This is a genomic window from Rhizobium sp. CC-YZS058, from assembly GCF_034720595.1.
In the GTDB taxonomy this organism is placed as follows: domain Bacteria; phylum Pseudomonadota; class Alphaproteobacteria; order Rhizobiales; family Rhizobiaceae; genus Ferranicluibacter.
In genome coordinates this window covers 3,590,929-3,617,440 of the sequence record NZ_JAYESJ010000001.1, presented here as the reverse complement: position 1 = coordinate 3,617,440, position 26,512 = coordinate 3,590,929, and the positions used below count along the sequence as shown (strand labels likewise).

The 26,512-nt window shown below is 65.3% G+C and carries 26 protein-coding genes; 11 read left to right on the top strand and 15 right to left on the bottom strand.

Features of this window, described 5'->3' with window-relative positions; genetic code table 11:
• Nucleotides 1–209: 209 nt before the first annotated feature.
• From U8330_RS17290 to U8330_RS17280, 3 genes are all read right to left on the bottom strand, one after another.
• Nucleotides 210–1,202 (bottom strand): DUF6030 family protein, encoded by a 993-nt coding sequence (locus U8330_RS17290; protein WP_323106478.1) that lies wholly within the window; start codon nucleotides 1,200–1,202, stop codon nucleotides 210–212.
• Nucleotides 1,203–1,341: 139 nt separating this feature from the next.
• Complete coding sequence (locus U8330_RS17285) at nucleotides 1,342–1,536, bottom strand: hypothetical protein (protein WP_323106477.1); 195 nt, start codon at nucleotides 1,534–1,536, stop codon at nucleotides 1,342–1,344.
• A 189-nt stretch (nucleotides 1,537–1,725) separates the two neighbouring features.
• Nucleotides 1,726–2,529 (bottom strand): potassium channel family protein, encoded by an 804-nt coding sequence (locus U8330_RS17280; RefSeq protein ID WP_323106476.1) that lies wholly within the window; start codon nucleotides 2,527–2,529, stop codon nucleotides 1,726–1,728.
• Between the two features lie 304 nt (nucleotides 2,530–2,833).
• Between U8330_RS17280 and mprF the strand changes: the two genes are divergently transcribed.
• Nucleotides 2,834–5,443: a bifunctional lysylphosphatidylglycerol flippase/synthetase MprF gene (gene mprF / locus U8330_RS17275; RefSeq protein ID WP_416236874.1), complete on the top strand. Its 2,610-nt coding sequence runs from the start codon at nucleotides 2,834–2,836 to the stop codon at nucleotides 5,441–5,443.
• Complete coding sequence (locus U8330_RS17270; protein ID WP_323106474.1) at nucleotides 5,440–6,855, top strand: virulence factor family protein; 1,416 nt, start codon at nucleotides 5,440–5,442, stop codon at nucleotides 6,853–6,855. Before mprF ends, U8330_RS17270 begins: the two co-directional genes overlap by 4 nt.
• Before the next feature lie 40 nt (nucleotides 6,856–6,895).
• Here the strand turns inward: U8330_RS17270 and U8330_RS17265 are convergent, their stop codons facing one another.
• From U8330_RS17265 to rocF, 3 genes are all read right to left on the bottom strand, one after another.
• The gene (locus U8330_RS17265; RefSeq protein WP_323106473.1) at nucleotides 6,896–7,456 is read right to left on the bottom strand and encodes a dual specificity protein phosphatase family protein; all 561 of its coding nucleotides are present in this window, start codon (nucleotides 7,454–7,456) and stop codon (nucleotides 6,896–6,898) included.
• Nucleotides 7,457–7,587: 131 nt separating this feature from the next.
• On the bottom strand, nucleotides 7,588–8,067 hold the full coding sequence (locus U8330_RS17260) for a chemotaxis protein CheW (protein ID WP_323106472.1): 480 nt from the start codon (nucleotides 8,065–8,067) through the stop codon (nucleotides 7,588–7,590).
• 80 nt (nucleotides 8,068–8,147) lie between these two features.
• On the bottom strand, nucleotides 8,148–9,071 hold the full coding sequence (gene rocF / locus U8330_RS17255; protein ID WP_323106471.1) for an arginase: 924 nt from the start codon (nucleotides 9,069–9,071) through the stop codon (nucleotides 8,148–8,150).
• 237 nt (nucleotides 9,072–9,308) lie between these two features.
• On the opposite strand from rocF, the gene U8330_RS17250 reads away from it, so the two are divergent.
• On the top strand, nucleotides 9,309–9,881 hold the full coding sequence (locus U8330_RS17250) for a pyridoxamine 5'-phosphate oxidase family protein (RefSeq protein WP_323106470.1): 573 nt from the start codon (nucleotides 9,309–9,311) through the stop codon (nucleotides 9,879–9,881).
• A 90-nt stretch (nucleotides 9,882–9,971) separates the two neighbouring features.
• On the top strand, nucleotides 9,972–10,736 hold the full coding sequence (locus tag U8330_RS17245; protein WP_323106469.1) for an exonuclease domain-containing protein: 765 nt from the start codon (nucleotides 9,972–9,974) through the stop codon (nucleotides 10,734–10,736).
• A 7-nt stretch (nucleotides 10,737–10,743) separates the two neighbouring features.
• On the opposite strand, the gene nhaA is transcribed toward U8330_RS17245, so the two are convergent.
• Complete coding sequence (nhaA, locus tag U8330_RS17240; RefSeq protein ID WP_323106468.1) at nucleotides 10,744–11,895, bottom strand: Na+/H+ antiporter NhaA; 1,152 nt, start codon at nucleotides 11,893–11,895, stop codon at nucleotides 10,744–10,746.
• 215 nt (nucleotides 11,896–12,110) lie between these two features.
• Here nhaA and U8330_RS17235 point away from each other — a divergent pair, with 215 nt between their 5' ends.
• Complete coding sequence (locus U8330_RS17235; RefSeq protein ID WP_323106467.1) at nucleotides 12,111–13,274, top strand: Gfo/Idh/MocA family oxidoreductase; 1,164 nt, start codon at nucleotides 12,111–12,113, stop codon at nucleotides 13,272–13,274.
• 59 nt (nucleotides 13,275–13,333) lie between these two features.
• Here the strand turns inward: U8330_RS17235 and U8330_RS17230 are convergent, their stop codons facing one another.
• Together U8330_RS17230 and U8330_RS17225 are read right to left on the bottom strand one after the other, a co-directional pair.
• Nucleotides 13,334–13,513 carry a hypothetical protein gene (locus U8330_RS17230; RefSeq protein WP_323106466.1) on the bottom strand — a complete coding sequence of 60 codons (180 nt, stop codon included), beginning with the start codon at nucleotides 13,511–13,513 and terminating at the stop codon, nucleotides 13,334–13,336.
• A gap of 69 nt (nucleotides 13,514–13,582) precedes the next feature.
• Entirely contained in the window at nucleotides 13,583–15,175 is a 1,593-nt protein-coding gene (locus U8330_RS17225) for an isocitrate lyase (RefSeq protein ID WP_323106465.1), read from the bottom strand.
• A 128-nt stretch (nucleotides 15,176–15,303) separates the two neighbouring features.
• Here U8330_RS17225 and U8330_RS17220 point away from each other — a divergent pair, with 128 nt between their 5' ends.
• The gene (locus tag U8330_RS17220) at nucleotides 15,304–16,701 is read left to right on the top strand and encodes a helix-turn-helix domain-containing protein (RefSeq protein WP_323106464.1); all 1,398 of its coding nucleotides are present in this window, start codon (nucleotides 15,304–15,306) and stop codon (nucleotides 16,699–16,701) included.
• Nucleotides 16,702–16,869: 168 nt separating this feature from the next.
• Nucleotides 16,870–17,160 carry a DUF6074 family protein gene (locus U8330_RS17215; RefSeq protein ID WP_323106463.1) on the top strand — a complete coding sequence of 97 codons (291 nt, stop codon included), beginning with the start codon at nucleotides 16,870–16,872 and terminating at the stop codon, nucleotides 17,158–17,160.
• Between the two features lie 13 nt (nucleotides 17,161–17,173).
• On the opposite strand, the gene U8330_RS17210 is transcribed toward U8330_RS17215, so the two are convergent.
• Nucleotides 17,174–17,701 (bottom strand): 2'-5' RNA ligase family protein, encoded by a 528-nt coding sequence (locus U8330_RS17210; RefSeq protein ID WP_323106462.1) that lies wholly within the window; start codon nucleotides 17,699–17,701, stop codon nucleotides 17,174–17,176.
• 141 nt (nucleotides 17,702–17,842) lie between these two features.
• Between U8330_RS17210 and U8330_RS17205 the strand changes: the two genes are divergently transcribed.
• Complete coding sequence (locus U8330_RS17205) at nucleotides 17,843–20,095, top strand: heavy metal translocating P-type ATPase (RefSeq protein ID WP_323106461.1); 2,253 nt, start codon at nucleotides 17,843–17,845, stop codon at nucleotides 20,093–20,095.
• A 165-nt stretch (nucleotides 20,096–20,260) separates the two neighbouring features.
• On the opposite strand, the gene U8330_RS17200 is transcribed toward U8330_RS17205, so the two are convergent.
• Genes U8330_RS17200 through U8330_RS17190 form a run of 3 tightly spaced genes read right to left on the bottom strand, consistent with a single transcriptional unit; the run spans nucleotide 20,261 to nucleotide 22,283 of the window.
• Nucleotides 20,261–20,698 (bottom strand): RpiB/LacA/LacB family sugar-phosphate isomerase, encoded by a 438-nt coding sequence (locus U8330_RS17200; RefSeq protein ID WP_323106460.1) that lies wholly within the window; start codon nucleotides 20,696–20,698, stop codon nucleotides 20,261–20,263.
• 41 nt (nucleotides 20,699–20,739) lie between these two features.
• Nucleotides 20,740–21,510 (bottom strand): triose-phosphate isomerase, encoded by a 771-nt coding sequence (locus U8330_RS17195; protein ID WP_323106459.1) that lies wholly within the window; start codon nucleotides 21,508–21,510, stop codon nucleotides 20,740–20,742.
• Nucleotides 21,507–22,283, bottom strand: coding sequence for a DeoR/GlpR family DNA-binding transcription regulator (locus U8330_RS17190; RefSeq protein ID WP_323106458.1), 777 nt, complete (start codon nucleotides 22,281–22,283; stop codon nucleotides 21,507–21,509). Before U8330_RS17190 ends, U8330_RS17195 begins: the two co-directional genes overlap by 4 nt.
• A 217-nt stretch (nucleotides 22,284–22,500) precedes the next feature.
• Between U8330_RS17190 and pncB the strand changes: the two genes are divergently transcribed.
• Entirely contained in the window at nucleotides 22,501–23,805 is a 1,305-nt protein-coding gene (gene pncB / locus U8330_RS17185) for a nicotinate phosphoribosyltransferase (RefSeq protein ID WP_323106457.1), read from the top strand.
• 116 nt (nucleotides 23,806–23,921) lie between these two features.
• Here the strand turns inward: pncB and U8330_RS17180 are convergent, their stop codons facing one another.
• Entirely contained in the window at nucleotides 23,922–24,224 is a 303-nt protein-coding gene (locus U8330_RS17180; protein WP_323106456.1) for a hypothetical protein, read from the bottom strand.
• Between the two features lie 114 nt (nucleotides 24,225–24,338).
• On the opposite strand from U8330_RS17180, the gene U8330_RS17175 reads away from it, so the two are divergent.
• Nucleotides 24,339–24,977 (top strand): TetR/AcrR family transcriptional regulator, encoded by a 639-nt coding sequence (locus U8330_RS17175; protein WP_323106455.1) that lies wholly within the window; start codon nucleotides 24,339–24,341, stop codon nucleotides 24,975–24,977.
• 101 nt (nucleotides 24,978–25,078) lie between these two features.
• Here the strand turns inward: U8330_RS17175 and U8330_RS17170 are convergent, their stop codons facing one another.
• A complete protein-coding gene (locus U8330_RS17170) occupies nucleotides 25,079–25,495 on the bottom strand; it encodes a hypothetical protein (protein ID WP_323106454.1) in 417 nt (138 codons plus the stop codon).
• A gap of 252 nt (nucleotides 25,496–25,747) precedes the next feature.
• Here U8330_RS17170 and U8330_RS17165 point away from each other — a divergent pair, with 252 nt between their 5' ends.
• Nucleotides 25,748–26,323 carry a DUF2934 domain-containing protein gene (locus U8330_RS17165; RefSeq protein WP_323106453.1) on the top strand — a complete coding sequence of 192 codons (576 nt, stop codon included), beginning with the start codon at nucleotides 25,748–25,750 and terminating at the stop codon, nucleotides 26,321–26,323.
• The last annotated feature ends 189 nt before the right edge of the window (nucleotides 26,324–26,512 follow it).

The window sequence follows — 26,512 nt, the reverse complement described above, 5'->3', positions numbered from 1 at the left end:
GACAAACTGGCCGACACGGTGCGCGCTTCATGCGCGTGGATGAAAATCTTGGCGGTGATGACGAACCCCGGGAGGGTGCGGCGTCCCAGAAAAAATGTAAGTGTGGCAGAATTTTCTATTTGTTAACCGTCTAGTAAATTTGAACGAAAATGGCAATAAGAGACTTGGTTCATCCTTCACCTTTGGTTAACGCAGCCGTACCTTCGGCATCACGGATCGCCCTCCGCGGGCAAGGGCTCTACCGCATCCGGCCGCTCTAAAATCTCCTCCGGCATGGGTTGACGGAACTCCGGCGGCGGCAGCGGCGTGGTCTCGATGTCCTTTTGGCGAACCGTCGTCACGCGGCGTGGCGGCAGCACAGATGGGTCGATCCCGGTCGTCTCGCGCGGCGACCCGTTGTAGGCCAGCCAGAGGGCGCGGTCGAAGTAGCGATCCGCACCGGTGCGGCGATGGCGCGAGAAGGCTTCGCTCGCCAGGAAATTATAGCGCGGCACCGAGCCGAATTCCTTGCGCAGCTGGATGCGGCTGCCGAAGTCCTTGAGGTCGAATTCCTGAAGCGACTGGACCCGCTCGATCACCGTTCCGTCACCTGCCCATTGCACCTGGCGCAGGAAGGCGGCCGCCGCTGCGGCGCCCGTCTTCGAAACCTCCGCCCGATCCTCCGGCCGCTCGATGTTGAGCTTCACGCGGAAGGAGTCGACGGTGTCTTCTCCCGCACCCTTCACCGACACGAAGACCGAAGACTGGACGCGACCGTCGTCGGCAGGAGCGCCGATGGAATGCATCGACGAACATTCCCAGCTGCCGCCGCCGGCGGCACTCTTCGACCAGGCGATGTCCGGGAAACCGCCGTCCTTCAGCCGGTCGCAGAGCGCGCGCGGATCGCTGCGGATCGCGCGCAGGAAGCTCTGTTCCGGCGCGTCCAGGCTGGCGAAGAGCTTCTGCGGCGCGACGATCGTGGCTGCCGGCACGCGCCGCCCCTTCATCACCCGGACGGTGCGGTCGCCCTTGATAAGCCCCGTGGCTGGACCCTGGACCCGCGTCAATCCCGGAATGGCAGGGAGAGCCTGCAGCAGGCGATCGAGATTGCGGCGGTTGTTGGCAAGAAGCACGGTGGCGATGATGGCTGCCACCACCAGCAGGAAGGCGAACCAGAAGAAGAGGCGCCCGCCGCGCCGTTCCGCCTTTGCCCGGCCTGCCACGCTGTCTCTCCTTCACCGCATCATTGCTTTGCCCGGGTCATCCGGCCAGGCACCCATCGCCTCGCGCAAGTTTCCTACAAATGTATGAAGATTTGAGCCAATAGCCATGCAGTGGCGGACCGGCGACCGCGCAAAGCGCTCAGTTTGCCTGGCGCCGACGGTAAGCCAGCACGGCCACATGCACGATCAGCACCGGCCAGATGAGGCAAAGCAGCATGCCGAGCACGCGCATGCCATCCCATGCGCCGCCCTGCGCCTCGCCTTCCCGATGCGTGGCATCGAGGAAGAACAGCGCAACGAGCGTGTAGGTGGCGAAGAGAACGGTCTGCAGCATCAGCGTCCGACGTCTTTCGAAAAGGGAAGGAGACTCGATACGAGCAGAAAACAGGAGGGAATGAATTGTAAGTGTTAACTATGCCAGATTCGCTGCACTGCGGCAATGCCACGGATATGGAGCCGCGACAGGCTGGTACCGGCACTCAGATGGAAGCCTGTCCTAAAGGCTTCCATCTGAGTGTCCGTACTACATCCCTTCGTCGGGAATATTGAGAATATGGCCGCAGGCCTTGCAGTGCACGGCGTCGGCATCATGGCGGCTCAGCCCGCATTGGGGGCAGGGGTAGGTAACCTTGTACGGGCGAACGATCGTTTGCGCGAGGCGAACGAAGAGCGAGACGCCGAAGATCATCGTGACGATCGAGGTCAGCTTGCCGAGCGTACCGGGCAGGGTGATGTCGCCGAAGCCGGTGGTGGTGATCGTCGCCACGGTGAAATAGAGCGCATCGACGAAGCCATTGATGCCGGCATCCCTGTAGAAGAAGGTGGTGTAGACGAAGCCCGAGATGAGGAAGAGGAAGGTGACAAAGGCGATGCAGGCGCGCATCACGTCCTGATAGCGCCGGCAGCCGAGCTTCGTCGTCACCACCTCGAAGATCCGGCTCTGGCTGAACGACCAGATCCGCAGCGCCCGCAGGAAGGCGAAATTTGAAAAATGCTGCGGGGCAAGCAGAGTGGCGAGAATCAGGAGATCGACCAGCGTCATCGGCTTGAGCAGGAAGCGGCCGGCATTGTTGGCAACGAGCGCGCGCGCGAAGAGTTCGCAGGCGATGATGGCGGCGATCGAGTAATCGATCACCAGATAGGAACTGCCGGGGTTGAGATAGGGCCCAGCCAGGAAGAAGAGGATGACCAGAACGTCGATGACGCCGATGGTCAGCTGGAAGCGCAGGGCGCGGCTGTCCGTCCCGTAGTAAAGCCCGCGCAGACGGTTCCGCAAGGCCTCGAGCGCCGTCGTCTTCTTGCCCGCCTCGGGCACCTGTTCCGCCATGCTGTCCTGCCTGCTTCTTCCAGCCGTTCTGCCGCATTGTCCGAGGCCGAGCGATTGCACTTCGGCTGGACATGCTCGATCCGACCCCTGCCGGTTCATGGCGCGCTGCTCCATGTGGCTTTAGCCTACACCTCCAGCCCGATCATCGAAAAAATTGTGGCTGCGGTTCGGGCGCAGCTTGAAAGGCGGCTTCGCTAAAACAGTTCTTCAGGGAGCGCTGTCAAAGGTTACAGGAAGTTCACTGGACAGGGTTGGGGCGCGGGACGATAGAGCAGCTTCCGATCACGAACTTGTGCGTGCTTCCATGAACCAAGACACCCTCCCTTCTCCGTCGGCTGAAGATGAAGCCGGCGCGATGTCGCTCGTCGACCGTTTCGGCCGCTACAGCCGCTATCTGGCCGGGGGCGCCGTCCTGCTGATCGCGGCCATCGTCGTGGTCGCCATCGTGCGGCTGACCTCTGAAGTGCGCTATGACGATGTGGTGGCCGGGCTTGCGGCCACGCCCTTCACCTCGATCCTGCTTGCCGTCGCCTTCACTGCGCTCAGCTTCCTGGCGCTGACCTTTTACGATGTGGGCGCGCTCAGCTATGTGCGGCGCAAGCTTCCCTATGCCGATGTGGCGCTGACCGCCTTTGCCGCTTATGCGGTCGGCAACATGGCCGGGTTCGGGCCTTTGAGCGGCGGGGCCATCCGCTACCGGGCCTATTCGCGCCTCGGGCTGCGGCCGGAGGAAATCGGCGGCATCATTGCCTTCACCACCCTGTCCTTCACGCTCGGGCTTGCGGCACTCGGTGCGCTGAGCATTCTGGCGATCGCACCGGAGGTGGCGCCACTGACCGGCCTTTCGGCGCCGGCTCTGCGGGGTCTCTCGGTGCTCGTGCTCACCGGGCTGGTGGCGTTGATGGTGGCCGGCCGGGATGGGCGGGTTCTCTCCTTCGGGCCGCTCTCGCTGCGCCTGCCGGATTCGCGCACCAGCTCGCGGCAATTCCTGGTCTCGGTCCTTGATCTCGCAGCCTCCGCCTCGGTGCTCTTCGTGCTGCTGCCGACGGACACGATCGGCTGGCCGGCCTTCCTCGCCGTCTTCTCGATTGCGGTGGCGCTGGGTGTCATCAGCCATGTGCCGGGCGGCCTCGGCGTCTTCGAAACGGTGATCGTCGCCGCCCTTGGCCACACGGCCAATGTGGACGAGGTGCTGGGCGCGCTCGTGCTGTATCGCCTGATCTACAACGTGTTGCCGCTGGCCCTGGCGGTCGTCTTCGTCGTCGGCGCGGAAGTCCGCAGTCTCATGCATCGCCCGGTCGGGTCCAGTCTGCGGCGCGTCGCGGGGCGGCTGACGCCCCTGCTTCTCTCCGCCTTCGCGCTGATGCTCGCCGCCATGCTTGTCTTTTCGAGCGTGACGCCGACCCCGGACGAAAATCTCGCCTCGCTCTCCGCCCGCCTGCCGCTGCCCGTCATCGAAGGCTCGCATTTCCTGGCGAGCCTGCTCGGCCTCGTGCTGATCATCGTTGCCCGCGGGCTTGCGCAGCGGCTGGATGGAGCGTGGTGGGCCGCGCTCGCCCTTTCGCTCGCCGCCCTCGTGCTATCGCTCGCCAAGGCGGTGGCCCTCGTCGAGGCGAGCCTGCTCGGCTTCTTCATCGTCAGCCTGCTTGTCAGCCGGCGCATGTTCAACCGGCCGGCCACGATGACCAGCGCCGCCCTGACGGTGCCGTGGCTCTCGGCCATGGGCGCTCTCTGCCTCTTTGCGCTCGCCGTCCTGCTCTTCGTCTACCGCGATGTGGAATACAGCCATGATCTCTGGTGGCAGTTCGAGTTTTCGGCGGAAGCGCCGCGCGGGTTGCGTGCCGTTCTGGGTCTCGTCATCTTCGCCGGCGCCTTTTCCACCTGGAGCTTGATGCGGCCTGCGCGTGGCGCGATCGCGGCGCCGACGGCGGCCGACATGGACCGGGCCATGGCCATCGTCGCACGCCAAGGCCTTTCGGATGCCAATCTGGTCAAGATGGGCGACAAGAGCCTGATGTTCTCCGATGAGGGCGATGCCTTCATTATGTATGGCCGCCAGGGTCGGTCCTGGATCGCTCTGTTCGATCCGGTCGGCCCGCGCGAGGCCTGGGCCGAGCTGATCTGGCGCTTCGTCGAAAGCGCGCGCGCCGCCGGCTGCCGTCCGGTCTTCTACCAGGTGTCGCCGGCCGGCCTGTCCTTCTATGCCGATGCCGGCTTGCGCGCCTTTCGCCTGGGCGAGATCGCCAGCATCGACCTCGAACAGTTCACGCTGAAGGGCGGCAAATGGGCGACGCTCCGCCAGACGCAGAGCCGCGGCCTGCGCGATGGCCTGGTGTTCGAGCTGATCGAACCCGAGGGCGTTCCAGCCATTCTCGACGAGCTGCAACAGGTCTCGGATGGCTGGCTCGCGCATCACGAGGCCAAGGAAAAGGGGTTCTCCCTCGGCTTCTTCTCCCCCGATTACATGCTGCGCCAGCCCGTCGGCGTCCTGCGCGTCGAAGGTCGCATCGTCGCCTTCGCCAATGTGCTGGTGACGCAGACGAAGGAGGAAGGCTCGGTCGACCTCATGCGTTTCGCCCCGGATGCGCCCAAGGGCTCGATGGATGTTCTCTTCGTTTCGCTGATGGAGCATCTGCGCGACCAGGGGTTCAAGCGGTTCAATCTCGGCATGGCGCCGCTGGCGGGCCTTTCCGAGCGCCGCTCCTCCCCGGTCTGGGACAGGGTGGGCCGCACGGTCTACGAGCACGGCGAGCGCTTCTACAATTTCAAGGGTCTCAAGGCCTTCAAGGCCAAGTTCCATCCCCGCTGGGAGCCGCGCTATATGGCGGCCGGCAGCGGGCTCAATCCGGTGATCTCGTTGATGGATGCCACCCTGCTGATCGGCGGCGGCATGAAAGGACTGGTGCGCAAATGAAACGGACGACTCTTCTGACGCTTTTGGCTGCCCTTGCCGTTCCGTTTGCCCCGTTCATCTCGGCCGCGCCTGCACAGGCACAGGATGCCGCACGGTATGATACCGGCATGATCCCGACGCCCCGGATCCTGAAGCCGCAAGGCGAGGTCAAGGCGGCCGTCGTGCTGATCTCCGATGCGGCCGGCTGGTCGGACAAGGAAGAGGGGGTCGCCAGCCGTTTGACCGGCGAAGGGTCGCTGGTGATCGGCATCGATCTGCCCCGCTACCTCGCCGCACTCTCCAAGGATGACGGCGACTGCGTCTACATGGTCTCCGACATCGAGGCGCTCAGCCAGCAAGTGCAGCGCTCGCTCGATAAGTCTGCCTATGACCTGCCGGTGGTGGCGGGCGTGGGGGCGGGGGGCGCGCTGGCGCTTGCCATCGCGGCCCAGACGCCGCCGGCCACCATCGGCGCCACCATCGCCGCCGATCCGGAAGAGGGGATCGCGCTTCTGAAGGAGCTCTGCACCCCCGCCGACAAGCGCACGGTCGGCGACCGGATGATCTATGGCCTGACCGACGGACCGCTGCCGGATCCGGTCACCGTTCTCTTCAGCGATGCGGCCAGCGCCGAGGCGAAGGCGCATGTCGATGCGCTTGTCGAGACGCATCAGGATATCGATGTCGAGGAGGCCGGCAGCGATGTGTGGGCGGCGTTTTCCGACGCGCTGTCGGACCGGGTATCGAACAGCGAGGCCGACAGCAATCCGCTCGGCCTGCCGCTGACGGTGCTCGAGGCGCCCAAGCCTTCGGATACGATGGCGGTCGTTCTCTCCGGCGATGGCGGCTGGCGCGATATCGACAAGGAGGTCGGCGACGAGCTCGTCAAGCAGGGCATTCCCGTCGCGGGGCTCGACTCCCTGCGCTACTTCTGGACCGAGAAGACGCCGCAGCAGGTGGCTACCGATCTGTCTCGGATCATCGATGTCTATTCGAAACGCTGGAATGCCAAGAAGGTGCTTCTGATCGGCTATTCCTTCGGGGCCGATGTGCTGCCGCGCACCTATACCCTGCTGCCGAAGGCCGATCGCGACCGCATCGCGCAGCTCTCGCTGCTCGCCGTCTCCAATCAGGTCGATTACCAGATCTCCGTGCTCGGCTGGATCGGCGCGCAGCAGAACAGCGGATCGGGCAGCCCGGCCGATGATTTGAAGTCGATCGATCCGAAGCTCGTCCAATGCATCTACGGCACCGACGAGGAAGACGATGTCTGCCCGACGCTCAAGGGAACCGGCATCGAGATCGTGCCGATCGAAGGCGGGCATCATTTCGACGAGGATTATCCGGCGCTCGTCAAGCGCATCCTCGACAGCTATGCGATGCGGCTCAAAGGCCAGACGCCGCCAAGCCAGCCGGTGCCGCAATCTCCGTAAGGGGCGGGATCATCGGTCACCCTTGCCAAGAACAGGGAGGTCAGCTCTTCATGCCGAGGAGCTGCTCCAGATCTTCCCAGCTTTCGTCCATGGCATAGGCCTGCGAGAGGAAGGGGATCGAGAAGTGGCCATAATAGATGGAGAGCTGCTTTTCGGCGGTCTCTTCGTCCACGCCGGCGACCTCATGGAGGTAGAGCACGCTGGCAAGGCCGGTGCGGTCCGAGCCCGAGCGGCAGTGGATCAGGATCGGCTTCGGCGCCGCCTTCATCAGCGCCACGAGCCTGCGCATCGTGTCCGGTGTCACGCGCTTGGTGGGCGACAGGCGAAAGTCGATGTGCTCGATCTTTTCCGCGGCCGCGGCTTCGGTCTCCGCCTTGTACCAGGCGGAGTTGTCCGCTCCCCGCAGGTTCAACACGGTGCGAATGCCGTAGCGCGCCGCATAGTCGCGGATCTCCTCGGCAGTCGGCTGCGCGGAGCGATAGAGCTCGCCGGGGATCACTTCGTGGAAATTGCCCGTTTCCTGGAGCTCGGCCAGATAGATCCCGCCGGCCACCATAACGGTTGCCAGCGCCAGAAGAGGCACTTTCCATCGCTTGCGCATCAACGCCACGCCCTCAACAACAAAACGCGCCGGGGTGGCGCGTTCGTTGTATAAGGCATGTCTGATGTCAAAGCTGTGTCGGCCAGCCGTCCGGCACCTGTCCGAAGTGAAAAATCTCCGGACGGAGCCGATCAGGCAGCGAGATCGTCGATATCGCGTTCCTTGAACATCCGAGCCAGGTTGAGGAAGCAGATCATGCCGTTCTCATTGGCAATGATGCCCTCCGCATAGGCCTTGTCGAAGGAGGTCGTCACCTCCGGCACCGGCTGCACCTGGCTGCCCTGGACGGTCAGGATATCGGACACCCGATCGACGACCAGACCGACGACCATGGAATGGACCTCGGCCACGACGATGGCGCTGCGCTCATTGGCGACGGTCGATTTCATGCCGAGCTTGTGGGCGAGATCGATGATCGGGATCACCGTGCCGCGCAGGTTCATGACACCGATGACTTCCGGCGGCGAATGTGGGATCGGCGTGGAGGGCGCCCAGCCGCGGATTTCGCGGATCGTGGTCGTCTTCACGCAGAATTCCTGATCATGCAGCCGAAAAGCGATGATCTCCAGTGTTTCGCCGTCGAAGCCGGCCATCTTCAGTGCGGTGCTCATGTCGGTCCGTCCCCTTTGTCGCGTCCTGCCAGAACATAAGCAGAGAAACGTTAAAAGAGCTTTTCCTGAAGGCTCCCGCCTTACGCACTGCGGGTGGGGCGATCCAGGATGCGGCGGCCAAAGAGGCTGGCGGCGAGTTCCACGAGAACCCGGGCGCTGCGGCCGCGATCGTCGAGGAAGGGATTGAGCTCGACGATGTCGAGCGAGGCCACGCACCCGCTGTCGCAGAGCATTTCCATGATCAGATGCGCCTCGCGGAAGGTGGCGCCGCCCGGCACGGTCGTGCCGACACCGGGGCCGATGTCGGGATCGAGGAAATCAAGATCGAAGGAGACATGCAGGAGGCCGTTCTCCGCCTCGACCGCCGAAAGGACCTCGCGCACCGTGGCGGCCGCTCCGTTCTCGTCCAGCGCGCGCATATCGTAGACCCGGACGCCGTGTGTGGCGATCTCGCGCCGCTCCGCCTCGTCGACCGAGCGGATGCCGATCTGGTAGACGCGGGTCGGCGCCACCTTGGGCCGGTCTTCGGGCAGGATTGCGGGAAAGCCGGGCTGGCCGCAGAAAAAGGCGACCGGCATGCCATGCATATTGCCGGAGGGGGTGGTGGCCGGGGTGTTGAAATCGGCGTGGGCATCGAGCCAGAGCACGAAAAGCGGACGCCCGGCCGCTTCCGCATGGCGGGCCATGCCCGAGACGCTGCCCATGGACAGCGCGTGGTCGCCGCCCAAAATGATCGGCACGCTGCCGGACTGCGCCGCTGCATAGGTCGCCGCATCGAGCGCGCGCGTGTAGGCGGCAACGACCGGCAGGTGCTTCAACGCTGCCTCGGCGGAAAACTCCACTGCCGGTTCGGGTCTGAGGTCGCCCGTGTCGTGGACGGTGAAGCCGAGGCTTTCCAGCACGCGGTCGATACCGGCGATGCGCAGCGCCGTCGGTCCCATGCTGCAGCCCCGCCGTCCGGAGCCTTCTTCGATGGGTGCGCCGATCAGGGTCACCGATGCCATGCGATCATCCTTGCTGTCGTGAGGTGTCGCGCATCCTGCCAAGCCCGCGCGACAGGATGAAGGCGGAAACCTGCGCGATCTGCTCGATCTCTCGTTCAGTTTGCAAGGGCTGGCCAGGCAGAACGCACGGTCGCGCGCAGTTCGCAACCGAGCGTCGCCTCTCGATGCCGGAGCAGCAAGCTGCTAGAAGGAGTAGCAGTTCCGGGATTCTTCCGGGGCAGAAAGATTGAGTCGATCATGGCCAAGCAGTTTCCTCGCCTCGAGGCGCAACACCACAGCTTCATTGCCAAGCAGCACATTTTCTTCACGGCATCGGCGGCGGCCACTGGCCATGTGAATGTTTCGCCGCGCAGCACCGACATGCTGCGCGTGGTCAGCGATACCGCCGTTCTCTATCTCGACCGCACCGGAAGCAGCAACGAAACCGCCGCGCATATGAAGGCCGATGGCCGGCTGACCATCATGTTCTGCGCCGTGGACGGGCCGCCGCTGATCATGCGGCTCTATGGGCGCGGCCGGGTCATCCATCGCGACAGCGCGGAGTTCGCCGAAAGGCTGGCCTCGCTGTTTGACGGGCAGGCGCCGCTCGGCGCGCGGCAGATGGTGCATCTCGACTTCGATCTGGTGCAGACCTCCTGCGGCTACGGGGTACCGCTGTTCGACTATCGCGAGGAGCGGCCGCAGATGGATGCCTGGGCGCGTGCCAAGGGCGAGGATGGTATCGAGGCCTACTGGCGCGAGAAGAACCAGAAGAGCCTCGATGGCTTGCCGACAGGGCTGTTCGAGACACCGGCCGAGGCTGCGGAATAAGCCGCAGGCGCGCGCAGAACGAAACCGCGGCCTCACGCGTTTGCTCCTTGCAGCCGCCCGGCTGCAGCTCATCCGCGGACCTTGCCCCTCATGCCGTCACCCTGCCTTCGCGTCATTGATCTGGAAACCGCCGGCAACGGCGCAAACGATGTCTGCGAAATCGGCTGGCAGGATGTGGTCCGGGGGGAGGACGGAGCGTGGCAGGTCACGCCGTCGCGCGGCGCGCGTTTCGTCAATCCGGGGCGGCCGATCGGGGTCGATACGATGGCAATCCACCACATCCGCGACGAGGATGTTGCCGGCGCACCCTTCTGGCGGGATCTGGCGCCGGAAATCCTCCGGCCGGAGGGCGGCGTCGTCGCACTCGCCGCCCATCGCGCCGCTTTCGAGCAGCGCTATTGCACGCCGCGGCTGACCGGCGGCACGCCCTGGATCTGCACCTGGAAATGCGCCTTGCGGATCTGGCCGGAGCTGCCCCGCTTCTCCAACCAGATGCTGCGCTACCTGCGCAAGCCTGCGGGGCTCGACCATGAAACCGGCCTGCCTGCCCATCGGGCCCTGCCGGATGCCTATGTGACCGCCCATCATCTGCGCGACATGCTGGCGGTCGCTTCGCTCGACACCTTGCTGGCCTGGAGCCTGGAGCCGGGGCTCCTGCCGCGCGTGCCCGCCGGTCCGGAGCGCGGCAAGAGCTGGGAGGTGCTGAGCACGCCGGTTCTCGAAGCCTTCCTGACCGAACGGGATATCGACATCCGCTTCTCCGCCAGCACGGAGCTGCGCCGCCGCGGCGTGCTGCCCCCGCCGCCTGAAAAGGCGGCGAAGGCGGAACCGGCGCAGCGCAAGCTCTTCGAGTAGCGCGACCTCAGCGCGCGCGCAGCAGCACCGCGGCGCCGGCGAGGCCGGACAGTACGGAGCCCATGATGACACCGAGCTTGACCTCGTCCTGGAGATGGACGGAATTCGGGAAGGCGAGCAGGCCGATGAACAGGCTCATGGTGAAGCCGATGCCGCAGAGCAGGGACACGCCATAGGCCTGGCGCCAGGAGGCCTTCGCCGGCAGCTGCGCCCAGCCGCTGCGCACCACCAGAACCAGCATGCCGAAGACGCCCAGCTGCTTGCCGAGGAAAAGGCCGGCGGCAATGCCGAGGGGCACCGGATCGAGCAGGGAAGCGAGCGAGAATCCGGCGAAGGAGACGCCGGCATTGGCGAAGCCGAAGATCGGCACGATCAGGAAGGCGACCCAGGGCTGGATCGCATGTTCCAGCCGAAACAGCGGCGAAAGGCCTGGCTTGCGGATTTCGAGCGGAATGGTCAGCGCCAGGATGACGCCGGCAAGTGTGGCATGGACGCCGGAGCGCAGCACCAGAAACCAGAGCACGGCGCCGAGCACCAGATAGGGCGCAAGCCGCATGACGCCGGCCCGGTTGAGCGCGACGAGGAGCACGATGACGACACCCGCGCCCCCCAACGCCCAGAGGTCGAGACCGGCGGTATAGAACAGGGCGATGATGACGACGGCGCCGAGATCGTCGATGATGGCGAGCGCGGCCAGGAACACCTTGAGAGAGGCCGGCACGCGGGGCCCGAGCAGCGAGAGGACGCCGAGCGCGAAGGCAATGTCGGTTGCCGCCGGAATGGCCCAGCCACGCAGCGTGTCGGGTCCGCCAAGGTTGAAGAGGACATAGAAGAGCGCTGGCGCGGCCATGCCGCCGAGCGCAGCCAGACCTGGGAGAACCCGCTGGTCCCAGCGCGCAAGCTGGCCGTCCACCACCTCGCGCTTGATCTCCAGCCCGACCAGCAGGAAGAACACCGCCATCAGCGCGTCGTTGATCCAGTGAAGCAGGCTCAGCCCGGCGATCTTCTGGTGGAGCGCATGGTCGTAGGCTTCGAAAAGCGGCGAATTGGCGACGACGAGCGCGAGCGCCGCCGCGCCCATCAGCACCAGGCCGGCTGCGGCTTCGTGGGCGATGAAGCGGCGGAGAAAGCCGCCGCTGTAATTCTGAGATGTCGACACAGGATCATCCTTCCGTGGTGAGCGGTTGCACAATCTCCGTCGGTTCAGGGGGAAGCCCAAGGCGCACGCAGCACACGCCGATCAGGATCGTTCTAGCACGGCCCATCCCGCAAGGCCAGCGGGATCGGCCATCCTGCGCCGAACGTCCGACACGGGATGGCCGATCCGTTGGGCAGGAGGTAAGTTTCGCCCATCAAACAGCGGGGAGGCTGACGATGGCGGATGAGGGCTTGGATGGAACGCCGACAAGTGTGCCGGAACGGGCGCTGCCGGATCGTGCGCTGGGCGTGGCGCTGATCGGCACCGGGTTCATGGGCAAGTGCCATGCGCTGGCCTGGCGCAACGTCGCCGCCGTCTTCGGCGGGGCGCATCCGCGTCTGGAAATCCTGGCGGACGTGACGGCGGAAAGCGCCGTTCGGTTTGCCCACCAGTTCGGCTTTGCCCGCGCGACGGCCCGGTGGGAGGAGGCGGTCGAAGATCCGCGGGTGGATGTCGTTTCGATCACCGCACCCAATGGCCTCCACCGGCCGATGGCGGAAGCGGCGCTGGCCGCCGGCAAGCATGTGTGGCTCGAAAAGCCGATGGCACTGACGCTTGAGGATGCGCACGCCATGGCGGCGATGGCGGCCGCCCGCCCCGGCCAGATGACCATGCTCGGCTATAACTATCTCCGCAGCCCTGCCTTCCAGGCCGCACGCGACATGGTGCGCCAGGGCGCGATCGGCCGGCTGCTGGCCTTTCGCGGCGTCTATGACGAGGATTATTCGGCCGATCCGGCGCTCCCCTGGTCCTGGCGGATGACGCACCGGCAGGGCGGGCTCGGTGCGCTCGGCGATCTCGGCTGCCATCTCGTCAGCCAGATGTTGGCGCTGATGGGGCCTGTCCAGGCGCTCACGGCCCAGACCCAGATCGCCGTGCCGGCGCGGCCCTCGCCGGAGGGGATGCGGCCGGTCGAGAACGAGGACAGCGCGCTGGCGCTGCTCACCTTCGCCTCCGGCGCACAGGGCTCGTTTGCCACCTCGCGCGTCGCCCGCGGCCGGAAGTGCCGGCTGCATTGGGAGCTGCATGGCGCGGAGGGCACCATCCTCTTCGACCAGGAAAACATGAACGAACTCCTCGTCCACCGTGCCGGCGAGGCGGGCTTCGTGCGCCATCTCACCGGGCCGGACCAGCCGGATTTCGCGGCCTTCTGCCCGGCGCCGGGCCATAATTTCGGGTTCAACGAGCAGAAGGTGATCGAGGCGCGCGACCTGCTGGCCGCCATTGCCGGCGGACCGAATGCCGGACCGGACTTTGCGGCGGGGCTGGAGATCGAGCGGATCATCCATGCCATGGCCCGCTCCGGCGGGCAGAGGATTACGCTCAAGGAAGAGGCCTGACCGAGAACGGCAAACGGCGCGCCCGATGAAAGCGCGCCGCTCCTGCTTTAGTGTGAAGGTCAGGAAATACGGCCGAGCCGGTGGTAGAAGTTCGAATATTTGATCGAGTCCGGCGTGTCCTTGACGACCTGCAGGTAATGGGCGACCGCGACGCGGATCAGCTCGAAATCCTGCTGGGAAAAGACGGCGCGCGAGCGCTCCGGCTGGGCGGTGTGGGTGATCTGCATCGGGTCCGACATGGGTTCTCTCCTCGAAGTGTGCGGCGGCCAGCGGCGACGCCGGGCGTGATAGGGATGGTTCGCCACGCGTCAGGCAGCGAACTGGTTCATGGTGTTGTGCGCGCCGCCGGCCTTCAGTGCGGCTTCGCCGGCGAAGTAATCCTTGTGGTCGTCGCCGATATCGGAGCCGGCCATGGCCTGGTGCTTGACGCAGGCGATGCCCTGGCGGATCTCGGTCTTCTGCACCTGCGCGACATAGCCGAGCATGCCTTCCGCGCCGAAATAGTCCCTGGCCAGCCTGTCGGTGGAGAGCGCTGCCGTATGGTAGGTCGGCAGGGTGATCAGGTGGTGGAAGATGCCGGCCCGGGCCGAGGCCTCGCGCTGGAAGGCACGGATGCGGTCATCCGCCTCGCGACCGAGCGGGGTCTCGTCATACTGCTCGCTCATCAGCTGCGCCCGGTTGATGCCCGTAAGGTCGCGTCCCTCCGCCTGCCAGACGTCGAAGACCTGCTGGCGGAAGTTGAGCGTCCAGTTGAAGGAGGGCGAGTTGTTGTAGACGAGCTTCGCCTCCGGCCGCACCGCGCGGATCCGGTCCATCATGCCGGCGATCTGGGCGATATGCGGCTTCTCCGTTTCGATCCACAGCAGGTCGGCGCCGTTGTCGAGCGCGTGGATGCAGTCGAGCACGCAGCGATCGGCCCCCGTGCCTTCGCGGAACTGGAAGAGGTTGGAGCGCAGCCGCCTCGGCCGCATCAGCCGCCCGCCTTGCGTGATCAGCACCTCGCCGCTCTCGACCGGCCGGCCGGTCATGTCCTCGCAATCCAGGAAGCTGTTGTACTGGTCGCCGATATCGCCGGGCGTTGCGCTGTAGGCGATCTGCTTCGTCAGGCCGGCGCCGAGCGAATCGGTGCGGGCGACGATGATGCCGTCATCGATGCCGAGCTCCAGAAAGGCGTAGCGGCAGGCGCGGATCTTGGCGATGAACTCCTCATGCGGGATCGTGACCTTGCCGTCCTGGTGGCCGCACTGCTTTTCGTCGGAAACCTGGTTTTCGATCTGCAACGCGCAGGCGCCGGCCTCGATCATCTTCTTTGCGAGAAGATAGGTGGCTTCGGCATTGCCGAAGCCGGCGTCGATATCGGCGATGATCGGCACGACATGGGTCTGATGCGTATCGACCGCATGGATCAGCTGGCGTTCGCGCGCCAGATCCCCGGCCGCCCGCGCCGCGTCGATCTCGCGAAACAACGCGCCGAGCTCGCGGGCATCGGCCTGGCGCAGGAAGGTGTAGAGCTCGGCGACCAGAGCCGGAACGCTGGTCTTCTCATGCATCGACTGATCGGGCAGGGGACCGAACTGCGAGCGGAGTGCTGCGACCATCCAGCCCGAAAGGTAGAGATAGCGCCGCTCCGTCGTGCCGAAATGCTTCTTGATCGAAATGACCTTCTGCTGGGCGATGAAGCCGTGCCAGCAGCCGAGCGACTGGGTGTAGAGCGCCGGATCGCGGTCATAGGCCGCCATGTCCCGCCGCATGATCGGCGCGGTGTAGCGGGCGATGTCGAGGCCGGTCGGAAAGCGGTTCTGCAGCCGCATGCGGGCCACGGCCTCGGCGGTCATCCCGGTCCAGCTGCTGGAGCGGGCAATCAGCTGCTCGGCCTCTCGAAGGGCGGCGGTGTAGGACATGGCGATCTCCTCTTCGTCCTGTCTGCGTCTGAAGAGAGGCTAGGCGGAGCGGGCGGTCTCGCGACAGAGGGTTCGCTGTCATCCTGTCAAACTTTACAAGCTCGCGCTGTAATGCTGTAAATAGCTGTATGGACAAGCAGGGCGTCTATCTCGGGCCGCGGCTTCGCCGGCTGCGCAAGGATCTGGGCCTCACCCAGGCAAACATGGCCTCCGACCTCGAGGTCTCGCCCTCCTATATTGCCTTGATGGAGGGCAACCAGCGGCCGGTGACGGCGGAGATCCTGCTGCGGCTGGCCCGCACCTACAAGCTGGACATGGCAAGCCTGGCCGATGACAGCCTGCCGGATCTCGTCGCCCGGCTTCAGACGGCACTCAAGGACCCGCTCTTTGCCGATATCGATATTGCGCCGCTCGAAGCTGCCGATGTGCTGACCAGCTTTCCCGGCTTCGGAGAGGCGCTTCTTCGCCTGCACACGGCCTACAAGGAAGGCCAGTTCGCGCTGGCCGATCGGCGCCAGGCGGCGGCCGAAGGGGCGGGGGAGGACCCGGGCGATCCGGTGGCGGCGGTGCGCAGCTTCCTTGCCGCCCGGCACAATTGCTTCCCCGCGCTCGACAGCGCCGCCGAGCGGCTTGCCGGCGTCGTGGCGGAAGCGGGTGGGCTGGTGGCCTATCTGGACAGCCGCCATGCGCTGCGCGTCCGGCGCCTGCCGGCCTCCGTCATGGTCGGCTCGAAGCGCCGGCTCGACCGGCACCGCCGCGAGGTGTTGCTGGAGGAAACGCTCGACGGCGCAAGCCAGACCTTCCAGCTCGCCCAGCAGATCGCCTATCTCGAGATGGACGAGGAGATCGATCGCTTGGTGCGGGACGCGGCGCTGAACTCCGAGAGCAGCCGGCGGCTGGCGCATCGGGCGCTGGCCGGCTTCTTCGCAGCTGCGGTCCTGATGCCCTACACCGCCTTTGCCCGCGCGGTGGACGCGCGGCGCTACGATATCGAGGCGCTGTCCCGGCAGTTCTCGACCAGTTTCGAACAGACGGCGCACCGGCTGACCACGCTGCAGAAGCCGGGGCAGGAGCGGATCCCGTTCTTCTTCATCCGGGTGGATATGGCCGGCAATGTCTCGAAGCGGCTGGACAGCGCCGGCTTCCCCTTCGCCCGCCACGGCGGCGGATGCCCGCTCTGGAGCCTGCATCAGGTGTTCTCCACCCCGCGCCAGCTCGTCACCCAGTGGCTGGAGTTGCCCGACGGGCAGCGCTTCTTCTCCATCGCCCGTACAGTCCGTTCGGGTGGGGGTGCCTTTGGGGTAGCGCGTGTCGAGCGGGCGGTGGCGCTGGTCTGCGAAGGCAGCCAGGCGGAGCGGCTCGTCTATCACTCCCCCCAGCAGCCGGTTGTCCCGACGCCGATCGGCATCACCTGCCGGCTCTGTCAGCGCGAGCAGTGTACGGCCCGGTCGCAACCGCCGATCGGCCGCCAGATCCTTCCCGATCACTACCGCCGCACCGAAGCGCCCTTCGGCTTTTCCGACTAAGAACATTGGTCAGGAAAGGACGGTGCATCGTCCCAGCGTGGCGCAATCTTCGGCTGATCAAACTGCGTCAATCACGCGCCTGTCATGCCGGATACCAAGCATTAACCAAATTCTCCGTAGATCAAGGCAGACAGTTTGAGATTCGCAACCACCACAGGAGCGCGCACCATGACGGCACCCCATGCGGAAACGATCGTCGCCTTTCCGTTTGCAGGTCGCCGCGCCGCCATCCGCCAGGCTGCCGCCGAGCTGGAAGGCGTTCACGGCGAAGCGGCCGTCCTTCACTGGCGCGCGGCCTGCCGGACGATTGCCGAGGACCTGCGGGCGCTTGGCTGCGACGAGCAGGAAATCCATGTCCAGGTCATGGACTTCCAGGCCGAGGTGCAGCTGGAAATGATGCGCCGCTATCTCGACCGCAAGGACGGCGCCGAGGCGCTTGCCGAGCGCAGCAGCCTCTGATCGAACCCGCCCGTCAGGCCGCTGGTCTTGCGAAGGGAAATTGAGACACCGCCTCCCAGGGTCCGCCCCGATAGCGCCAGAGTTCCAGGCCTTCGATCGCAAAGGGCGGGGGCAGCGGCGCGGCGCGCAGTTCAGCCTCCAGGGCCCGTGCTGTCTGGGTCTCCACCTTGTTCTGCACCGTGATATGCGGCCGGAAGCCTTGTCGATCCTGGCCGCTCAGCCAAGGCGAAAAGGCGGCGGCCAGCCGGGCATGGCTCTGCTGCAGCGAAGGGCAGGACAGGGCATAGGCCACGCCGCGGCCGAGAGAACGAATGCCCTCGACGCGCGCTTCCAACGGCGCCTGCTCCGCAGCCTCCTGCGCCAGGATCGCCTGTACCGTTTCCAACTCATCCCCCGGCAAGGCATGAAACAGGGTGATATGCGCTGAAAGGTAATTGCGCGAGGGCGGGAAATGCGCCGTGCGCAGCGCGGTGAAGCGCTCTTGCGCCGCCGGTTCCATCCGGGCGGTCAGGATCAGCGGAGCGTGTTCGAGCGGGTCCATCCGGTCTCCTTGTCTTGCCTCCTACCGCATTACGCAGGGAGACTGTCCTCCGATCCGTCACGCAGGATAAATTTCTGCTTGCACCTCTAGTCGCTCGAGGTCCTAGGGCTCTGGGCGAAGCAGAGTGAAGGAGCAGAGCCCATGATCCCGCCATTGGAAAGCCGATACCGCGTCAGCGGCATGGACTGTGCCGGCTGTGCCGCGAAGATCGACAGGGCCGTTCGCCGGATCGAGGGTGTCACGGATGTCTCCGTCTCGCCCACCGCCGGCACCCTGGTGATCCGCCACGACGATGTAATGGACAGCGCAGGGGTAGAGCGCACGGTGAAGGGCCTTGGCTACGGCCTCACGCCGGCGCCGCGCTTGAGAACAATCTCCGAAGCCCCTGTCGACGCACCGGCTGCCTGCTGTGCGGGGCACGGCTCCAGCGAAGGAGGCCTTTCTGTCCAGGATGGTGAGAGCGAAGCGAAAGGGACCCATGATCACCACCATGGCACGCCCGGCGGCGGCCTTCACGGCCATGATCACGGTCTCGAAGCAGGACCCTGGTGGCGATCGCGCAAGGGGCGGCTGACGATCGGGGCGGGGGCGGCGCTTCTTCTCGCCTATGGCCTCGGCCATGTCTTTCCGGGCGCCGGGTCGCTCTTCTTCCTGGCGGCGCTGATGGTCGGGCTCGTTCCGATCGCGCTGCGGGCGCTCGCCGCGGCGCGGGCAGGCACGCCGTTCTCGATCGAGATGCTGATGACGATTGCCGCCATCGGCGCCGTGGTGATCGATGCCGGCGAAGAGGCGGCGGCGGTCGTGTTTCTCTTCCTGGTCGGCGAATTGCTGGAAGGCGTCGCGGCGTTGCGCGCCCGGCGGGGCATCGAGGCGCTTTCGGCGCTGGTGCCCAAGACCGCGCTGCTGGAGGTCGATGGTCAAACCCGCAGCGTGCCGGCAGAAACGCTGCTGGCGGGGCAAACCATTCTCGTCCGTCCCGGTGACAGCCTGGCGGCCGACGGAGAAATCGTCAGCGGCGAGAGCCAGATCAACGAGGCCTCGATGACGGGCGAAAGCGTGCCGGTGACGAAAGGCATCGGCGCGGCCGTCTTTGCCGGCACGGTGAACGGCGAGGGAACGCTGCGCCTGCGCGTCACCGCGACCGCGTCCGACAACATGATCGCCCGCATCGTCCGGCTGGTCGAGGAGGCGCAGGAGGCCAAGGCCCCGACGGAGCGTTTCATCGATCGCTTCTCGCGGATCTACACGCCGGGCGTGGTTCTTGTCGCACTCCTCACCGCCGTGCTGCCGCCGCTGCTGATGGAGGGCGCCTGGGACGCGTGGATCTACAAGGGGCTTGCCATCCTGCTGATCGGCTGCCCCTGCGCGCTTGTGATTTCCGTGCCGGCGGCCATTGCCTCGGCGCTGTCGGCTGGGGCGCGGCGAGGGTTGCTGGTCAAGGGCGGCGCTGTGCTGGAAACGCTTGCCAAGGTCGATCTGATCGCCTTCGACAAGACCGGCACATTGACCGCCGGTCGCCCGGTCGTGACCGATATTCTGTCGTTCGGGGCGCCGGAGGCGGAGATCCTGCGGCTCTCCGCCGCGCTTGAAACTGGCTCCAGCCACCCGCTTGCCGCCGCAATCCTGGCGCGGGCAAAGGAGGCAGGCGTGACGCCGCCGCCGGTGGACGGGGGCACCGCACTCGGCGGCAAGGGGGTGCGGGGCATTGTCGAAGGCAAGGCGCTCATCCTTGCTTCACCCAAGGCCATCGCCGCCGAAACGCCGCTGTCTCCCGAGATCGAATCCCAGATCGCCGCCTTGAATGAATCCGGCAAAACGGTTTCCATTCTGTCGGTCGATGGCCGGCTGTTCGGCGCGCTCGCCATGCGCGACGACCCGCGGCCGGATGCGCGTGCCGCTGTTTCGGCGCTCAAGGCGCGCGGGATCCGAACGGTGATGCTGACAGGCGACACGGCCCGCGTGGCAACCGCCGTCGGCGCCGATCTCGGCATCGAGGTCAAGGCCGAACTTCTGCCTGCGGACAAGCAGCGTATCGTCTCGGCGCTGAAGGCAGAGGGGCTGACGGTCGCCAAGGTTGGCGACGGCATCAACGACGCGCCGGCCCTTGCCGCCGCCGATATCGGCATTGCGATGGGTGGCGGTGCCGACGTGGCGTTGGAAACGGCCGATGCCGCGCTTCTTCAGGCGCGAATTGCCGATGTCCCGGCCTTGGTCGACCTCTCGCGGCGGACCATGGTCAATATCCGGCAAAACATCGCGGTCGCGCTCGGCCTGAAGGCGGTGTTTCTCGTGACGACCCTGATCGGCGTCACCGGGCTCTGGCCGGCGATCCTCGCCGATACCGGGGCGACCGTGCTGGTGACGATGAACGCGCTGCGGCTGCTGCGGACGTAGGAACTTGCTCCGCCTGTCCTGTCGAAGTCTTGCTCGTGGAGCCGTTCGGGTTCGACTGAACGGGTGCGGTGCCTGAAAAACAGGAACGCCCGGCATTTCTGCCGGGCGCCCTGGACCGCGATGCGGAGGGAGGATCAACGCATCCGCGGGGATTTCTGTCTCGGCTTACTTGCCTTCGTCGAGGCGATCGATCGCCTTGACATTGTCGGCCGAGGCGCCGTTCGGATCGAACTCGGAGGAAAGCCAGGTGTCGACGATCGCCTTGGCAAGCTCCGGCCCGATGACGCGCGCACCCATGGTGATGATCTGGGCGTTGTTGGACTTGGCAGCCCGCTCGGCGGAATAGGTGTCATGCGTCAGCGCGGCGCGGATGCCCGGCACCTTGTTGGCCGAGATCGACACGCCGATGCCGGTGCCGCAGAACAGGATGCCGCGCTCGTGCTCGCCCTTGACGATCGACTGGGCAAGCCCCTGCGAAAGATCCGCATAGAAGCCCTGCTGGCTGAGGTCGGTGACCTCCAGGCCTTCCTTGGTGGCCAGATGCTTGGCGATGACGTCGAGAAGCGGCTTGCCGGCGCTGTCGGCTCCGATGGCGATTTTCATGGGCTTTCTCCCTGGTTGACTGTTCTTGGTTGGTGATGATGTCAGACGGCCGCGGCGACGCGGGCGAGGATGTCGAGATAGCCGGGGGCCGCCCAGGCCGAACGGCCGATGAACAGGCCGTCAATATGCGGCTTGGTGATCAGCTCGACGCAATTGCCGGGATTGACGCTGCCGCCATAGAGAACCGGAACGTCGACGCCGACGCAGGCGCGCGCGGTTTCGGCAATCCGGGCATGGCGGTCGTCGGCATAGTCGGCCGAAGCCGGAATGCCGTTGACGCCGATCGCCCAGACGGGTTCGTAAGCCAGCAGGACCGGCCGCGTCTTGGCCTCGCCTTCCAGGCGGCCGAGGGCGCCTTCCACCTGCCGCTTCAGCACGGCGTCCGCTTGTCCTGCCTCGCGCTCGGCCAGCGTCTCGCCGATGCAGATCAGCGGCGTCAGGCCATGGCGCACTGCGCTTTCCACCTTCCGGCCGACCGTCTCGTCGGTCTCGCCGAAATGCTCGCGCCGTTCGCTGTGGCCGAGTTCGACGAGATCGAGCCCGGCATCGGTCAGCATTGGGGCAGAAATCTCGCCCGTCCAGGCGCCGGCATCGTCCCAATGCATATTCTGTGCGCCAACCTTGACGCTCGTGTCCTTCAGCCGCGCCTTGACCTCGCGCACGGCGGTGAAGGGTGGAATGACGAAGCGCTGGATGCGCGGATCGCGCGCCGCGTCCGCCGTCGCCAGGGCCTCGGCGAAGTCGAGCGCCTCGGCCAGCGTCTTGTTCATCTTGAAACTCGTGCCGACCCACAGCCCGGTCTTCGTCGTCATTGACGGCTTCCCTCTTCCACAGTGATGACCGGTATGCCGGCCGTTTTCAGCGCGGCCCGGTCGGCCGCGGCAAGCTCGGCCCCGGTGACGACGGCGGTGAACGCGTCGAGCCGGGTCAAGAAATGCAGGGCGGACCGGCCGAACTTGGCGTGGTCCACCATCAGATAGCTCCGACCGGCAGCCCGCATCATCTGGCGCTTGGTCTTCACCACCTCCTGGTCCTGGTGGTAGGCGGCATCGCCCTGGATGGCGGAGCTCGACAGAAAGGCGATGTCGCCCTTCAGCGAACCCAGCGTCTCCTCCGTCAGGATGCCGAAGAAGCCGTTGAACTTGCGGCTGTACTGGCCGCCGAGCGCGATGACGTCGATGCCGGCGATCGGTGCCAGCCGGGCAATCACGCCCAGATTGTTGGTGATCACCGTCAGCGGACGAATGTCCTTCAGGTGTTCGGCAAGGCCACCGGCCGTCGACCCGTCATCGATGAAGATGATCTGTCCCGGCTCGACCAGCTGGGCTGCCCGTGCCGCCAGGCGCCGCTTCTCCTCGACCGCGATCTTCTCGCGATAGCGGAAATCGCTTTCGAATTGCGGGCTCGACTGGATCGAGGCACCGCCATGCACCTTGCGCAAGAGACCGGCCTGCTCAAGCTCGTCGAGATCGCGATGCACGGTCATCTTGCTGACCGTAAAGCGCGCAGCCAGATCCTCCACGGACGCCGAGCCCTGATCCATCAGGATATCCATGATCGCCTGCCGCCGCTCGTCCGGACGCATCTCCGCTCCTCCTGTCCACTTATGTAACGGTTGGCTGAGATTAACGCAACATCGATCATGAGATTTTGTGATATTTTTATGTGATAAAGCTTGATGTTTGTCGCGGCGAACGCGTTGCAGGCGGCGCGGGCCCATGTCATGACATACGGAACGGAGCAGACGAACGATCGCGTTGCGTTGCAAGGGTGGCGGCGGCCGCCAGGCCAGGGAGAGAGGCATGACCAAGACCGATATTGCGCGCCGGGTCTACGACAATGCGTGGAAGCTCGACCCGATCGTGCGCAGCCTGCTCGATACGGATTTCTACAAGCTTCTGATGCTGCAGATGATCTGGAAGATGTATCCGACCGTGGATGCGACCTTCTCGCTGATCAACCGCACCAAGAGCGTTCTCCTGACCGAAGAGATCGACGAGCAGGAACTGCGCGAACAGCTTGATTACGTTCGCACCGTGCGCTTTACCAAGAAGGAGATGATCTGGCTCGCCGGTAACACCTTCTACGGCAAGAAGCAGATCTTCTCCCCCGATTTCCTCGCCTGGCTTTCCGAGTTCCAGCTGCCGGACTACGAGCTCTCGCGCCGCAACGGACAGTATGAGCTGACATTTCCCGGCAAGTGGACCCATACGAGCATGTGGGAAATCCCAGCGCTTGCCATCGTCAACGAGCTTCGCTCGCGCACCGCCATGAAGGGCATGGGGCCCTTCGCACTCGATGTGCTCTATGCGCGCGCCAAGGCCAAGATGTGGACCAAGGTGGAGCAGCTGCGCCAATATCCGGAATTGCGCATCTCCGACTTCGGCACCCGGCGGCGCCATTCCTTCCTCTGGCAGCGCTGGTGTGTGGAGGCGCTGAAGGAAGGCATCGGCCAGTCCTTCACCGGCACCAGCAATGTCCTCCTGGCCATGGATACCGACCTCGAGGCGCTCGGCACCAATGCCCATGAACTGCCGATGGTGGCCGCCGCTCTTGCGAAGACCGACGAAGACCTGGCCCAGGCGCCCTACAAGGTGCTGCAGGACTGGAACCGGCTTTACGGCGGCAACCTGCTGATCGTTCTGCCCGATGCCTTCGGCACGGCGGCCTTCCTGCGCAATGCGCCGGATTGGGTGGCCGACTGGACCGGTTTCCGCCCCGACAGCGCCCCGCCGATCGAGGGCGGCGAGAAGATCATCGCCTGGTGGAAATCGAAGGGCCGCGATCCCGCCGAAAAGCTCCTGATCTTCTCCGATGGCCTGGATGTCGACATGATCATCGACACCTACCGTCACTTCGAAGGTCGGGTGCGCATGAGCTTCGGCTGGGGCACCAACCTGACCAATGATTTTGCCGGCTGCGCGCCGACCGAAGTCAGCGGGCTCAACCCGATCTCCGTCGTCTGCAAGGTGTCCGATGCCAATGGGCGCCCTGCGGTCAAGCTTTCCGACAATCCGCGCAAGGCAACCGGCGAGCCCTCCGAGGTGGAGCGCTACCTGAAATTCTTCGGAACGGAGGATTTCCACGAACTGGCGGTCAGGGTGTGATCCGCGCCGCGGAGCGGGCATCAAAAAACCCAGCCGGCGGAGGTCGTCCGGCTGGGTTTTGGTCTGCGTCAGGGAGGGCGCAGAGGTTCGGCGGGGGAGGAGACCGCCGAAAGTCGTCAGTAGCAGGCGGCGCAGTGGCCAGCATTGCCGACCGCCAGCGGATGCACCATGGCCAGCAGCCGGCGCTTGGGGGCGGCAAGCAGGCGTGTGGCATGCTGGCGGGCACCATCAGTGGCCGGCGGAACCGGCTGGCGCAGCGCATTGGCCGCCGAGAGCATCAGCATCTTGAACTCGGACGTCGTCACCTTGTCGGCGCGCATCACGGCGCGGATCATCGGATCGGCAAGGGCCTCCGACAGGGTCAGGTCGTCATTGGCGAAGCTATAGTCTGCGTTCGTCTTCATCATGGCCTGGTTCATGGCCGTATCCTTCGTCTCATGCGTTCAAGCCAGCCCCCGTGGCATGACTTGACCTTCCGTCTCATGCATGTTACCGCTTAGTAACAAATGCATAGTTACCGACCGGTCACACCTATGTCAACAACCACTGTCAAGAAATCGTCGAAACATGGCTCAACTGTGGAGTCGGCGGCAGATTGCTGCGGTGCAAACGTGAAAGTGGCGCCGCGTGATCGGATCGTGAGCACGGCACGCGATCTCTTCCGCCAGCACGGGATCCGCGGCATCGGCGTCGACGCGATCGCCGAGGCCGCATCCACGAACAAGATGACGCTCTACCGCCATTTCGGCTCCAAGGACGACCTGATCTGCGAGACGCTGAAAGCCGTCTCTTCCCAGGCTTGCGCGCTGTGGAGCGAACTCGAGGCCGCTCGGCCGGGCGACGCCCGCGGCCAGCTCGGGCTCTGGGTCGATAAGATCGAAAGCTGCATCCTGTCCGAGCCGCATGGCTGCGATCTGGCCAATGCCGCCGTCGAACTGAAGGAGTCGGGCCACCCCGCCCATGGCGTGATCGAGGCCTTCAAGGCCGATCAGCGCGTGCGGCTGACAGACCTCTGTCGGGCAGCTCAGGCCAGTGATCCCGAACTTCTGGCCGATACGCTGCTGATGCTGCTCGAAGGCGCCCGCGTGTCGCGCCAGGCGGCAGGGGCGGAGGGGCCGGCCAAGCGGTTTCGCGAGGCAAGCCAGCGGGCGATCGCCGTCTATACGGCTTAAGCCTCCATCGTCTTTCCTGTGGTGCAACCAGGCCGGCCGCGGATGGCGCCGCGCCGGCCCTGCTGTTTCACCGCTCCCGCGAAGCGGCTGGACTTAGGTGGTTAGAGGCCACCACGCTGCAGCAGGATGCGGACTTCCTCGAAGCGGCGGCGGTTCTCGTTGTTGCGTTCGTCGGCCGCATAGCAGGTGCTGGACAGGCAGAAGCGCTGCAGCTCGAATGGAGCCGCCGTGTTGCGGAATTCGCAGGAGATCGTGTCGACCATGTCCTTGGGCTCGGTGCCATCGCGGGTCGAGTAGGTCAGGCGCGCGCCCGGCGGCTTGAGGTCCGGAAAGGCCTGGACGACGCCGGTATGCACCGTTTCGGTCATCAGGAAATGTTTGGCGACCTGCACGCAGACATCCTCGATCTTGGGGGATTGCGCGGCAGCCGGAGAGGCGGCCAGCATGACGCCGGCAAGGGCGGAAAGCGCGCCGATAGAAAGCGTCAGGGAACGGGGGGCAAGAGGCCAGGTCGTCATGGGTTCGGTGTCTCCGGCAGGGCCGCCGGTGGGTGAGGCGGCGATGAGGGTCCTCCTCGGGTTCGATGAGGAAGGGTAGACCGGAACTAGGGCGCCTGCGCCGCTGGTCTATCGCCATGCCGGCCTTCCGCCTGCTGATTCGCGAAAAAAAGCCGGCAGAACGCGAAGAATTGGCGCAATCGCCTGCTCGAGTGCCGATGAAAGACACTTGAGCGGCGCCTTACACGGTCACGATCGGTCAAGAACGCGGTCATGCGGCGCTTTCCAAGGGGCTGGATATTGCTGTTCCGTCAGCGAGGAACAAATATGCTCAGGCAAGGTTCGAAGCTGGTTCGAGCCGGCCGCCAAAGGGAGCACGTCATGGCTAAAGCCGATGATGACCGCATCAGAAAAAGAGCGCATGAAATCTGGGAAGAAGAAGGCCGGCCGGAGGGCCGTCACAGCGAGCACTGGGAACAGGCCGTTCGCGATGTGACAGGCGCATCATCCGGATCGAAGGGTGCCGGCAAGACCAAGGCGGACAGCACGGCAGCGCCGCAGGCAAAGCAGAGCAAGACGGCTGCTGCCGCCAAGCCCGCCTCGGAAAAATCCGCATCGTCCAAGTCTGCGGCGCCCAAGTCCACGACGCCCAAGTCCACGACGCCCAAGTCTACGGCGTCCAAGTCTGCGGCGTCCAAGCCGACCGCGGAAAAAGCCGCCACCGATACGGCGGCAACTGCAAAATCTGCCAAGTCGAAGGCGGAGGACGCCGGCCAGAAGCCCGTTGCCGCCAAGGCCGATCAGACCATGGTCAAGGCGCCGGCGCGGCGCACGCCGAAGGCCAAATAGGGCCTGTTCGATCCGCAGCCGGCGCGCCGCAATCCGCGGCGCGTCCAGGCCGATCCGGTCATGAACAGACACGAGCGGCAGGCACGGAGAACTCCTTTCCATCCGGTTACTGCGCCGCACAATTTTTCTTCGGAGGGGATGATTTTTCGTAGGACAGGATGAGCGCTTTCCTCCATCATCGACCCGCGG

Coding starts and splice junctions, on each gene's coding strand:
- U8330_RS17285 (WP_323106477.1), bottom strand. CDS start 1,536: ATGCTGCAGACCGTTCTCTTCGCCACCTACACGCTCGTTGCGCTGTTC.
- U8330_RS17280 (WP_323106476.1), bottom strand. CDS start 2,529: ATGGCGGAACAGGTGCCCGAGGCGGGCAAGAAGACGACGGCGCTCGAG.
- mprF (WP_416236874.1), top strand. CDS start 2,834: ATGAACCAAGACACCCTCCCTTCTCCGTCGGCTGAAGATGAAGCCGGC.
- U8330_RS17270 (WP_323106474.1), top strand. CDS start 5,440: ATGAAACGGACGACTCTTCTGACGCTTTTGGCTGCCCTTGCCGTTCCG.
- U8330_RS17265 (WP_323106473.1), bottom strand. CDS start 7,456: ATGCGCAAGCGATGGAAAGTGCCTCTTCTGGCGCTGGCAACCGTTATG.
- U8330_RS17260 (WP_323106472.1), bottom strand. CDS start 8,067: ATGAGCACCGCACTGAAGATGGCCGGCTTCGACGGCGAAACACTGGAG.
- rocF (WP_323106471.1), bottom strand. CDS start 9,071: ATGGCATCGGTGACCCTGATCGGCGCACCCATCGAAGAAGGCTCCGGA.
- U8330_RS17250 (WP_323106470.1), top strand. CDS start 9,309: ATGGCCAAGCAGTTTCCTCGCCTCGAGGCGCAACACCACAGCTTCATT.
- U8330_RS17245 (WP_323106469.1), top strand. CDS start 9,972: ATGCCGTCACCCTGCCTTCGCGTCATTGATCTGGAAACCGCCGGCAAC.
- U8330_RS17235 (WP_323106467.1), top strand. CDS start 12,111: ATGGCGGATGAGGGCTTGGATGGAACGCCGACAAGTGTGCCGGAACGG.
- U8330_RS17230 (WP_323106466.1), bottom strand. CDS start 13,513: ATGTCGGACCCGATGCAGATCACCCACACCGCCCAGCCGGAGCGCTCG.
- U8330_RS17225 (WP_323106465.1), bottom strand. CDS start 15,175: ATGTCCTACACCGCCGCCCTTCGAGAGGCCGAGCAGCTGATTGCCCGC.
- U8330_RS17220 (WP_323106464.1), top strand. CDS start 15,304: ATGGACAAGCAGGGCGTCTATCTCGGGCCGCGGCTTCGCCGGCTGCGC.
- U8330_RS17215 (WP_323106463.1), top strand. CDS start 16,870: ATGACGGCACCCCATGCGGAAACGATCGTCGCCTTTCCGTTTGCAGGT.
- U8330_RS17210 (WP_323106462.1), bottom strand. CDS start 17,701: ATGGACCCGCTCGAACACGCTCCGCTGATCCTGACCGCCCGGATGGAA.
- U8330_RS17205 (WP_323106461.1), top strand. CDS start 17,843: ATGATCCCGCCATTGGAAAGCCGATACCGCGTCAGCGGCATGGACTGT.
- U8330_RS17200 (WP_323106460.1), bottom strand. CDS start 20,698: ATGAAAATCGCCATCGGAGCCGACAGCGCCGGCAAGCCGCTTCTCGAC.
- U8330_RS17195 (WP_323106459.1), bottom strand. CDS start 21,510: ATGACGACGAAGACCGGGCTGTGGGTCGGCACGAGTTTCAAGATGAAC.
- U8330_RS17190 (WP_323106458.1), bottom strand. CDS start 22,283: ATGCGTCCGGACGAGCGGCGGCAGGCGATCATGGATATCCTGATGGAT.
- pncB (WP_323106457.1), top strand. CDS start 22,501: ATGACCAAGACCGATATTGCGCGCCGGGTCTACGACAATGCGTGGAAG.
- U8330_RS17180 (WP_323106456.1), bottom strand. CDS start 24,224: ATGAACCAGGCCATGATGAAGACGAACGCAGACTATAGCTTCGCCAAT.
- U8330_RS17175 (WP_323106455.1), top strand. CDS start 24,339: ATGTCAACAACCACTGTCAAGAAATCGTCGAAACATGGCTCAACTGTG.
- U8330_RS17170 (WP_323106454.1), bottom strand. CDS start 25,495: ATGACGACCTGGCCTCTTGCCCCCCGTTCCCTGACGCTTTCTATCGGC.
- U8330_RS17165 (WP_323106453.1), top strand. CDS start 25,748: ATGCGGCGCTTTCCAAGGGGCTGGATATTGCTGTTCCGTCAGCGAGGA.